The sequence below is a fragment of the Erwinia typographi genome (assembly GCF_000773975.1).
GTDB lineage: Bacteria > Pseudomonadota > Gammaproteobacteria > Enterobacterales > Enterobacteriaceae > Erwinia > Erwinia typographi.
Genome location: NZ_JRUQ01000120.1, coordinates 1 through 10513, shown reverse-complemented (window position 1 = coordinate 10513; position 10513 = coordinate 1). Strand labels below are relative to the sequence as shown.

Genomic DNA, 10513 nt, shown 5'->3' with positions numbered 1-10513 from the left:
GGCGGGGGGCGGGCAATTTTGCACCAATCCTGGCGTAGTGGTCATGATTGACGGGAAGGATACCCAGCGGTTCATTGATGCGGCAGTGTCGTCGTTGGCGGCGGTAGGGGCGCAGACGATGCTTACCGAGGGAATCGCCTCCGCTTACCGAACTGGGCGGGATCGAATGGCAGGCAAGGCTGGCGTGGCGGCGCGTTTTACCTCGTCCTGCGAGCAGCGAGATGCGACGCCTTATCTGTTGGCGACCACTGGCGAGACGTGGTTGGCTAACGACTCTTTAGGCGAAGAGGTATTTGGGCCGCTGGGGCTGATTGTCACGGTGAAAGATCAGGGAGAATTACTCCAGGTCGCCCATTCGCTGGCCGGGCAAATTACCTGCACCATTCATATGGATGAGGGGGATAGTGCGGCGGCAAGGAGCCTGCTACCCGTCGTCGAGCGCAAGGCGGGGCGGGTTCTTTTCAACGGCTTCCCTACCGGTGTGGAAGTTTGCGAGGCGATGGTGCACGGCGGCCCGTACCCCGCGTCGACAAATTTTGGCGCGACTTCCGTAGGAACCATGGCCATACGCCGCTTCGTTCGTCCCGTGAGCTATCAAAATCTGCCCGCTGAGCTTATGCCGCCGGACCTGCGTTAAACAATCTGTCCCAGAAGAAGTGGCCTCAGTGCGACGCTGAGGCCAGAGCGGTAATTAGGATAAGTTTGACCCGGTGTCCAGCCTGGTCATCAATGCTGAAAACTCTTGCAGTGAAAATCCATATTTTTCATCGTCCAATCGCAGGTTAAAGCGCTCCTTTAGCAGCTGGTACAGGCTTTGCGTATCCTGCACATCATACTGCCCGACAATGCTGCCTTTAGCCCAGTGGGTGAATTTGAAATTCATCAGGGTTAACTTTCCCCCATCGCTCAGATGACGACAGATAAGGAGATGATGGCGGAAATGGGACTCAGGCCAGTGAGAGGTCCAGAAATTAGCCATGAGATAGTCGCTGTCATAAGCTTCTGACAGATCAAATTCGTACAGGGATTCCCAGTCATTACGCTGCCAGTATTGTAATGTCCAGTTATTGTCCCCGGCGATCAGTCGGTAAACGCCGTGCGGCGTGTGCTGCTCTCTGTCAGCCACTAACTGAATGGGTCCCGTCAGCGTTTTTCCGCCAAACCCGACGTCGGCGATCCATTGCTCACTGGCAAGGGTGACTAATAAAAACCGGTGCGTTCGCGGCGACTTAGCGGGCTGATTTGCCAGCACGACCCTGGCTATCTCGCTGCGGACGGTAAAGCCAATTTCTCTCAGAGCGCGTTCAAACAGCCCATTCTGCTCAAAACAGTAGCCACCACGACCCGCTTTCACCAGCTTATCAAACAGGGATTGCCGATCGAGATGAATCTCGCGAGGCAGCAGGACATCGAGGTTTTCAAAGGGAAGGGTACAGTTGTGCTGTAGGTGTAGCGCCCGCAGCGTGGCAATATCCGCAGCGACCGGTCGTGACCAGTTCAGACGTAAGAGATAATGCGTTAGAAAAGTGGACATAGGTATTCCTGAACAGTTGAACATAACCTATGTATAACGTTTTTTTATCCTACAATTTTTCTGAGCGTGCTTGCTGTTTATTCAACAGTGCTCATGTCTCTATTCTGCCGACGGTGGGAGCCGGGCGCGCTGGGTTCAGCGGGCCCGGCCTGTTGTCCGGATTCAGGCTTTGGCGAATGCCAGCAGATCCGGGTTAATTTTTTCAGGATGCGTAGCGAACATGCCGTGCGACAGGCCCGGATAGGTTTTCAGCGTGCCATGCTTCAGCAGTTTGATCGCCTTACGGGCGGCGTCGTCAATCGGTACGACCTGATCGTCCTCACCATGCATCACCAGTACCGGAACGGTAATGGCCTGCAAATCTGCGGTAAAGTCAGTTTCCGAGAACGCGGCGATACAGTCGTACTGCGCTTTGGCCCCGCCTGCCATACCCTGACGCCACCAGTTGTCGATCAGGCCCTGACTCACTTTCGCGCCAGGACGATTGAAGCCGTAGAACGGGCCAGCGGGGACGTCGATAAAGAATTGGGCGCGGTTGGCTGCCAGCGCAGAGCGGAAACCGTCAAAAACGGACATTGGCAACCCTTCCGGGTTAGCGGCGGTTTTAAGCATGATCGGCGGTACCGCGCCCATCAACACGGCTTTCGCCACGCGGCCTTTTTCGGCATGAGCGACATAACGCGCCACTTCGCCGCCGCCGGTAGAGTGGCCGATATGGATGGCGTTTTTCAGATCCAGCGCGCTGGCGAGTTCAGCCACATCGGCGGCGTAGGTGGTCATATCGTTGCCGGTATCGGTCTGGTCGGAACGCCCGTGGCCTCGGCGATCGTGGGCGATCACCCGGTAACCCTGGGATAAAAAGAACAGCATCTGGTTGTCCCAGTCATCGGCGCTTAATGGCCAGCCGTGGTGAAAAACGACAGGCTGCGCGTTCTTCGGACCCCAGTCTTTGTAGAAAATCCGGGTGCCGTCTTTGGTAGTGATAATGCCGTTGCTCATAGGAATATCTCCTGTAAATGATGATAGTGATGTTATGCCTTGGGCGAAGGCCGAGTGTGAAAGCCCGATACTTGCCGATAGCGTGCCGCCGAGGATCAACAGACGCCGTCGGGAAATCACCAGCTGATCAAGTACTGTTTCTGACATAGGTGCTCCTTCAAAGTGTAGGTAACCGCTGTTGTTGTTCGATGGGTCTATTGTCTGGCGATCCGTTAACGAATAGAATTGTCAAAAATGACATTATTGGTGCTAAAACTGACAAATGAAAAAGAGTGTGGAAAGTGCCGTAGTGGCGGAGATTGGCCTGCTGATTTACCCCGACTGCCAACTCGCCGCGGTGTATGGATTGACAGATATGTTCAGGATTGCAGCGGACTGGGCGGTGAGCATTTCCGGCGAGGAGAACGTGCGGGCTATTCGGGTGTCGCACTGGCAGTTTATGCCGGGGGAGGATAGCGTGGAATGTGTCTGGGACAGCCACCCAAACAGGCCGCATCATTTGAGCCACGTCATTGCGCCGCCAAGTCTGGTCATGCCCGCGAAAATGCTGCCGATGACGGTTCCCGCCAACTGGATGAGCGCCCTGTATCACGATGGCGTCACGCTGTGTTCGGTCTGTGCCGGGGCATTCGTGCTGGCGGAAACCGGGCTGATAGACAACCGGCGCGCCACAACGCACTGGGCCTTTGCCCAGGCATTGTCGGAGCGGTTTCCAGCGATTGAAGTGGCTGCGGAAAATATGGTTATCGACGATGGCGATATTATTACCGCCGGCGGCATTCTGGCCTGGACCGACCTCGGCCTGACGCTGATCGAGAAAGTACTGGGAACCGGGACCATGCTGTCCACGGCGCGTTTTTTACTTATCGATCCTCCTCGCCGGGAGCAAAGCACCTATGCCGCTTTTATCCCTGATTTCGAGCATGGCGATAGCGAGATCCTGCGCGTTCAGCATTACCTTCATGCTAACTATGCCGGGCTGCAGGGCATTGAGACGATGGCGGAGCTGGCGGGGATGACGCCGCGAACCTTCCTGCGTCGTTTCCAGAAAGCGACGGGAATACGGCCGACAGAGTATTTACAGCAGGTTCGCATCATGAAAGCGCGGGACGCGCTGGAGCTCACGTCGCGTACGATCGATTATATTGCCTGGAAGGTGGGCTATACCGATCCGTCCGCTTTCCGCAAGATTTTTCGCAAAATCACCGGCGTGACGCCGGGCCAGTACCGACAGCGTTTTGGCACCGTACAGGGGGAGGGGGATTCATAACTTGCTGTTTTAATGATAAATTGCTCCGTCAGAGCAATGCTGATATTATATATTTTGTTCAATTTTCAGAGGTTTGCTATGCTGCAGCACGAAAGTATCAGTCATAAAGTTTATGAATTGCTGAAGCAGGATATTATCTCCAGTCAGCTGGAACCCGGGGCCAGACTGATTGTGAATACCCTTAGCAAACGCTTTGGCGTCAGCGGTATTCCTGTGCGCGAGGCGCTCTTTCGCCTGGCAGCGGAGAAACTGATTGTTCTTGAACACAACAAGGGATTTCGTGTCGCAGCAAAACCGGACGCAAAAGATATTTACCAGTGGCAGCAGGCCCGGCTGCTTATTGAGCCAGAGATTGCGGAGACGGTTCTCGAAAATATTACCCGTGATGAAATTGCGCATCTGCGTGAATTAAATCGTACCATGCGTTCACATCATTACGGACCGCGCTATGAACAATACAGCTATTTTATCAATCTGAACGCTGAGTTCCATAATCATATTGTTATGGCAACCCGTAACGATCTGATCATTGAAATGTACCAGACGCTGAATTATGGCCCTCAGGTTGGCCGCTTCCATGAGTCCCGGGGCGTGCCTGATATCAATCTGCTGTGCGATGAACACGATGAAATTATCAATGCCATTGAATCTGGCGATCTGGAAAAGTATCGCCAGCATACCCGGGACCATATCATATTAGGTTTTGATCGACAGATTTCCTACAGCTCCAGCCACTGAACGGGGCGTGATTAGCGCGGCAGGTCATTTAACATACTGCTTGCTTTAATCGCAGCGAATATTTCCCCGGCTGGGACCTCGTTGATCAGGCCATGGCGAATAATCTCTGATGCCGAATCCTGGAATGGGATATAGCCATGATATTTGGGCCGCAGACAGGCCTGAGAAACCGTATCAAGCGTACCGGAGAAAAAGTTGTTGGTCAGATCGTTGGCATGTCGATCTTTCCACGCATAAATGTTGGCAGGCTGCCCTCCATTCTCAACCACCAGCGTTTTCTGCACATGCTCGGAAACATAGGCCATGATATGGCGGATAAGTTCGGGAGTAGGGGAACAGCGGCGGGATATGGCCAGCCCTGTGCCGCCCAGCACGGAGCCACGAACGGCGGGATTGCCACCGTGCGGAATATTAAAGAATTTAACCCTCCGGCCAGTTTCCGCTGAGCTGTAATTGATATAGCCAAAAATAGCCGGACATAAATCAAAAGTTCCTTTTGCCATTTCATCCAGCAAACCAATCGGGTTGAGAGCGGTAAGGGGCTTATGCTGGCGGCGATAAAGGGTCTGCATAATGCGTAATGCGCGAATGGCTGTTTCGTCGTCGAGAATGAAACGATCGCCGTCAAAAAGCTTTCCTCCCAGAGACTGACAGACTGAATAACATGTCAGCAGGGCATGTGGCCCTCCCAGCGACAGCGCAACCCGGCGTTCATACTGCTGGCTGAGCAGCAGCACATCATCCCAGCTAGCCGGGGGGAAACTGATGTTACAGTCCGCCAGTGCGCAAACCTGCGAGGCCGCATCCACCGGGACTGCCCAGTGTTTGCCCCGATATCGGTAGCTTTCCCAGGAGTGCCCGGTGCTGGTCTCACACAGATAAGACATCTCTTCAGGCGTCAGAAAATCTTCCAGCGGCCACAGGCAGTTTTTCTCTGCCGCCTCGCCAATTCCCGGATTATCCACAATCAGCAGATCGTATTTTTCTGCCAGTTCATCAATGGGGTGGGATTCAAAACCTTCCAGTTTCTGGATATCCCACTCCACCTTCAGCGTGCGATCCGCTTTCGCCCAGGCCTGAAGAGGGCGATAGCCACGCGGATGATCCCAGGTTAACCCTTTGAAATGATGCATATTAAATCCTTTATTATTCAACGTTATGTGCATGAACGCCGCTCATCTTATCGGCTTGCAGTGGCGTAAATGTCGATCGTTCTCACAGTTTTTTAAATATTATATATAATATCGAAAAAAAGTAGCCTAACGTAACCGACATCCACCAGAGCCGCCTGATAGCGGTAATGACCATGAATAAACGAGGTAGAGGTATGTCAATTTTGCAAGGATATCGGGTACTGGATTGTTCTATCGCCATGGCGGGGCCCTTCGCGGCTTTACGCATGGGGGACATGGGCGCGGACGTTATTAAAGTGGAGCCAACAACGGGAGAATGGCAGCGCCACACTTCCGCAGGCGGTGCCTACGGTAATGTCATCAACACCTCTTTTCTCTCTCTTAACCGCAACAAACGGAGTCTGGCGGTGAACCTGAAGGATGAGGAAGGCAAAGCGCTGCTTTATAAACTGGTGGAAACTGCCGATGTGTTTATCCAGAACTATCGACCGGGAGTTGCCGCTCGTCTTGGCGTGGATTACGACACGCTGAAAAAAATCAAACCCGATCTGGTCTATGTTTCGATGTCTGGCTATGGCGAAACGGGCCCCTACTCGAAGCGTCCGGGGCAGGATCTTTTATTGCAGTCTCTGAGTGGTGCGATGCTAAGTACCGGCGTGGAAGGCACTCCGCCACAGCCTTCCGGTCAGTATGTGGTTGACGCGATTACGGCCTATACCGCGTTCGAAGGCGCACTGGCTGCCTTGTTGCACCGTGAACGCACTGGCGAGGGCCAACTGGTACAGGTGAATATGTTGGATGCCATCGTTGCTAACCAGATGCAGGAAATGACCGTCTTTACCCAGGGGTTGAAACCGCAGCGTCGCAGCGAAGAGCCGCACGGCCATTGCTACATTCGCGCGCCTTACGGCGTGTTCAGAACCAGAGACAGCTTTATCACTCTGGTCACGCCGCACTTGCCAACCCTCGGCAAAATTCTGCAGGTGCCCGAGTTTGAAACGATGGAAGATGAAGTGGATGGGCATAGTCTGCCGCAGCGCGATTTTATTTTCCGTCTTACCCGGGAAAAGCTGGTTGAGCGCACCACGCAAGAATGGCGGGACATCTTTGATGCGGAAGGGCTCTGGAGCAGCGAAGTCTATGGCTACGAGGATGTGGTGAAAGATCCACAGATCGTCCATAACGGCACCTTCATTGAATATGACCACCCGAGCGAAGGTAAAGTCAAAACGCCGGGCTTCGCCATTAAATTCAGCAAAACTCCCTGTTCAGTTCAGCGCCCAACGCCTTTTGTAGGTCAGCATACAGATGAGATTCTCCATGAGCTGGGCTACAGCCAGCAGGATATTGCTTCACTAAAGGAAACCGGCACGGTGGCCAGCACTAATGGAGAAAAACGCAATGGCTGATATCGGTGTTGATATTGATCCCAACGTGCTGTTTTCGCTTGAAGACTATGTAGCGACCATCACGCTTAATCGTCCTGAAAAGCTAAATGCGGTCACGCCGGGAATGTCCGTTTCGCTGACCAGGCTTGCGGCATTCTGTAACGAATCGTCTGAAGTCCGGGTGGTGATCCTGACCGCTAAAGGGCCTAAAGCCTTCTGCTGCGGCAGCGATATTAAAGAGCTTGATAGCTATCAGTCGCCGTGGGCGCATCGGATGAAGCACGATCATTGCGACGCCGTGGCCGAAATTAATAAACCCACTATTTGCGCAATTAACGGCTATGCGTTGGGTGGGGGGCTGGAGCTCGCGCTGTGCTGTGATATTCGTGTCGCTACCGCTAATGCTTTGTTTGGCGCACCTGAAATAAAACTCGGTTGGGTAGGCGGCGGCGGTATGGCTGTCTATCTCAATAAGACTATTGGCGCATCGCGAGCGTCAAGAATGCTTTATACCGGCGATCCCGTTGATGCTGAAACAGGCTATGCGTGGGGCATTGTTGACGAATTATTTTCTTCTCAGGAAGAGATGGCGCTGGCGGTTAAAAAACTGGCAATCACCATTAGCGAAAGGCCGCCGATTGCTGCGCAAACGGCAAAATTAAATATGCGTGCCGCGGTTAATATGCCTCTGGACCAGGCCGTACGTTATGAAAGAGATCTTCGTACTATCTGTTTCTATACGGATGATGCTCGGGAAGGAAAAACTGCCTTTAAAGAAAAACGCGCCCCACATTTTCGCGGAGAGTAAACCGTTTTTAAGCCCGTACTTTATGGGATTATATTTTAAATTTTTATATTCTCACCTCAATTACGAAAAGTAATGAGTGAACGCCTACATATTAATTAAAGGGAAATCCGATGAGTACTCAGAAAAAATCAATGAAAGGTGTTGCAGCCGCTTCTCTGGTTGGTTCAGCTCTGGAATGGTTTGACTATTTCCTCTATGGTACGGCCGCCGCCCTCGTATTTAATGAAATCATGTTCCCGAAAGGGCATCATTTCGTCTCGACTATCCTGGCATTTTCAACGCTGGCGCTGGGCTTTGTCGTCCGTCCTTTTGGCGCTATTTATTTTGGTCAGCTTGGTGACAAGATTGGACGTAAAAAAGTTCTCGTTATCACCCTATTGCTAATGGGATCGGCGACGACATTAATTGGTTTTGTTCCTGGCTATGATTCAGTTGGCGTATGGGCCCCGATTATGCTGGTCATCCTGCGCCTTATTCAGGGGTTCGGCGCCGGCGCGGAATTTGGCGGAGCAGCAATCCTGACTGCGGAAAGCGCCCCGGCGAATAAACGTGGCTTTTATTCATCATTCCCCGGAGTGGGTGTTTATATTGGGCTGCTTTTATCTGCTGGCACCTTCGCCGTCCTGACCCAGCTGCCGAAAGATATCTTCCTCGGCTGGGCATGGCGTATCCCTTTTTTATTCAGTGCGCTTCTGGTCGCGGTTGCCCTGACCATCCGCATGAAGCTTTCTGAGACGGCCGCTTTTGAGAAGCTGGCGGAATCTGGGGCGGTCAGTAAAAGCCCGTTGCGCGACCTGGTGAAAACCGAGAAAAAAAGCCTGTTTGTGGTCGCTGGCTCTCAGGTTGCACAAAGCGGCGTCAGCTACGTCTACCAGACCTTTGTCATTGCTTATATCGTCGGTACGCTGCATATGGCGCCTTCAGTTGGTCCGGTAGCCGTAGCGGTGGCTGCCGCGTTCGCTATGTTCACCACGCCGATGTTTGGCGCGCTTTCAGACAAATTTGGTCGTAAAGCCATTTATATGTTCGGCGCCGTATTCTCCGCACTATTTGCGTTTCCCTTCTTCTGGCTGGTGAATACCGGAACTGTATGGGGAGTGATTGTTGCCATGACGCTGGGTGTAGGTATTGGCGTTGCCGCGATGTTGGGAACTCAGGGGGCGTTTTTCTCTGAGGTGTTTCCATCTAAAGTCCGTTTTAGTGGACTGGCGCTGGGGCGAGAAATCAGTGCCGCCGCATCGGGTGGGATTGCGCCGCTGGCTGCTGTTCTTCTGTCAGGTATGGCAGAGGGTGCCTCCTGGCCGGTAGCTTGTCTTGCTGTCGTAATGAGTGTGATAACGATGATCGCCGTAGGGTTCGCACCTGAGACGCATCAGCTGGATCTGACCCAATTTTCCAGCAGTGAGGAAAAAAACAGCGCGGCTGAATCTCATTCCTTTAATAAGGCCGATTCCAAACGGCTGGTATAAGAGGTCTTCTTTGAACGGGATAAAAGAACATTTTTGGATAGGTTCAGAACAAAATAAGCATTATGAAGACAGTGGCCTTAACCCCGTTTGAAATTTTAATCGCTGCTATTGAGCATGGCAAACTGCTGCCAGGCGATCGCCTGCAGGAAACGAGGCAGGCGGCAACCCTTTTCATCACCATCATTTTTTTTCGACAATGGTTAAAATGTCCACAGTGCCGCACATTAGCGAAATAACCGACCTCCTGCACGGTGATTTTTTTGCAGGAAAACCGAGGATGAAGAGTTTCAATGATGACAGGCTTATGGACCGGCGGGAGTTATTGCGGGCGAATTCGAATTTCGGCCGAACCGGAGAACGCGCCCGGATCATTGTTTGCGCAGAGGCTGTAGACTCCGCCCTCTTTCCGGACAGCGCGCATTGGAGGTACCCCCTCTCTATCAGCTTTGAGATCGATCGTCTCCGGGCCTGTCACGTCGACGGCCATGTTTCCTACGGGAGGTTTCCAAAGGCCCAGTTCCTGACATTGTCCGGGATATGAAGCGACGCGGACGAGCTGTGGAACATCTGTCGATCCTCTGGTCGTGTTGATGACAGCAGACCCGGTAAGGCCAACTGTTTGCCCGTTGACATTGAGTTTGACAGTGGGCTTATCCACGCTATCGTCCACGGCTCCGCAGGCGACCTTCACGTTAGAGATTTCGAATTCTTTCAGGTACCAATAATAAGTATCAATCCACTTACCCACCTTGTTAACCTCTTCTACAGTAAACGTGACGTTTTTCCCGGTAGTGTCGTTGATATCAAGTTTGTTATCGGCGATAGAAAAGCGAGGGGTGCGGTCAGTAAACGTAGAAATGGAGATCCGTATGTTGTCGGCAGTTAACCGGCAGGCAGACGCGCCTGAGACTTCAAGTTTCACCTCAAAGCTACCTTTTTTCCACGGGGGGGACGAAAGTTGCCGAGCCCCAATCGATTTCCAAATGGATTCTTCCGAGACGGCGGAGACCGTGCTGGTGGGCCAGGTGATATCGGATTTACTAGCGCTGATCGTGGTAGTACCGACATATTCCACGGAGGCACCGCTTATTGGGGCACAGACCAAACAAAAGGTCGCGTAGGAGGAGGTCGCGAAACGGCAAAATCTTTTCATGGGAGCCTGTACATAGATTTG

At 52.6% G+C, this 10513-nt stretch carries 9 protein-coding genes and 1 pseudogene; 6 read left to right on the top strand and 4 right to left on the bottom strand.

From position 1 onward, the window contains the following. Nucleotides 1-637: pseudogene (locus tag NG99_RS27105) on the top strand (aldehyde dehydrogenase (NADP(+))); the annotation flags it as partial. 54 nt (nt 638-691) lie between these two features. On the opposite strand, the gene NG99_RS27100 reads toward NG99_RS27105, so the two are convergent. Together NG99_RS27100 and NG99_RS27095 are read right to left on the bottom strand one after the other, a co-directional pair. After that, nucleotides 692-1534 (bottom strand): arylamine N-acetyltransferase, encoded by an 843-nt coding sequence (locus NG99_RS27100; protein ID WP_034899941.1) that lies wholly within the window; start codon nt 1532-1534, stop codon nt 692-694. A gap of 162 nt (nt 1535-1696) precedes the next feature. Continuing rightward, entirely contained in the window at nt 1697-2533 is an 837-nt protein-coding gene (locus NG99_RS27095) for an alpha/beta fold hydrolase (protein WP_034899939.1), read from the bottom strand. 274 nt (nt 2534-2807) lie between these two features. On the opposite strand from NG99_RS27095, the gene NG99_RS27090 reads away from it, so the two are divergent. Together NG99_RS27090 and NG99_RS27085 are read left to right on the top strand one after the other, a co-directional pair. Further along, nucleotides 2808-3803, top strand: a complete 996-nt coding sequence (locus NG99_RS27090; protein ID WP_232298379.1) for a GlxA family transcriptional regulator — start codon at nt 2808-2810, stop codon at nt 3801-3803. A gap of 78 nt (nt 3804-3881) precedes the next feature. After that, nucleotides 3882-4541, top strand: a complete 660-nt coding sequence (locus NG99_RS27085) for a GntR family transcriptional regulator (protein WP_034899935.1) — start codon at nt 3882-3884, stop codon at nt 4539-4541. 11 nt (nt 4542-4552) lie between these two features. On the opposite strand, the gene NG99_RS27080 is transcribed toward NG99_RS27085, so the two are convergent. Further along, a complete protein-coding gene (locus tag NG99_RS27080; RefSeq protein WP_034899932.1) occupies nt 4553-5674 on the bottom strand; it encodes an ABC transporter substrate-binding protein in 1122 nt (373 codons plus the stop codon). Nucleotides 5675-5868: 194 nt separating this feature from the next. On the opposite strand from NG99_RS27080, the gene NG99_RS27075 reads away from it, so the two are divergent. The 3 genes from NG99_RS27075 (at nt 5869) to NG99_RS27065 (ending at nt 9339) form a co-directional block, all read left to right on the top strand. After that, complete coding sequence (locus NG99_RS27075) at nt 5869-7083, top strand: CaiB/BaiF CoA transferase family protein (RefSeq protein ID WP_034899931.1); 1215 nt, start codon at nt 5869-5871, stop codon at nt 7081-7083. After that, nucleotides 7076-7870: an enoyl-CoA hydratase/isomerase family protein gene (locus tag NG99_RS27070; RefSeq protein ID WP_034899945.1), complete on the top strand. Its 795-nt coding sequence runs from the start codon at nt 7076-7078 to the stop codon at nt 7868-7870. The genes NG99_RS27075 and NG99_RS27070 overlap by 8 nt, the downstream gene beginning before the upstream one ends. Nucleotides 7871-8001: 131 nt before the next feature. Beyond that, a complete protein-coding gene (locus tag NG99_RS27065; RefSeq protein ID WP_198138838.1) occupies nt 8002-9339 on the top strand; it encodes an MFS transporter in 1338 nt (445 codons plus the stop codon). 319 nt (nt 9340-9658) lie between these two features. On the opposite strand, the gene NG99_RS27060 is transcribed toward NG99_RS27065, so the two are convergent. Further along, nucleotides 9659-10513 (bottom strand): hypothetical protein (locus NG99_RS27060; RefSeq protein ID WP_034899930.1); only part of this gene is annotated, 855 nt, incomplete at its 5' end.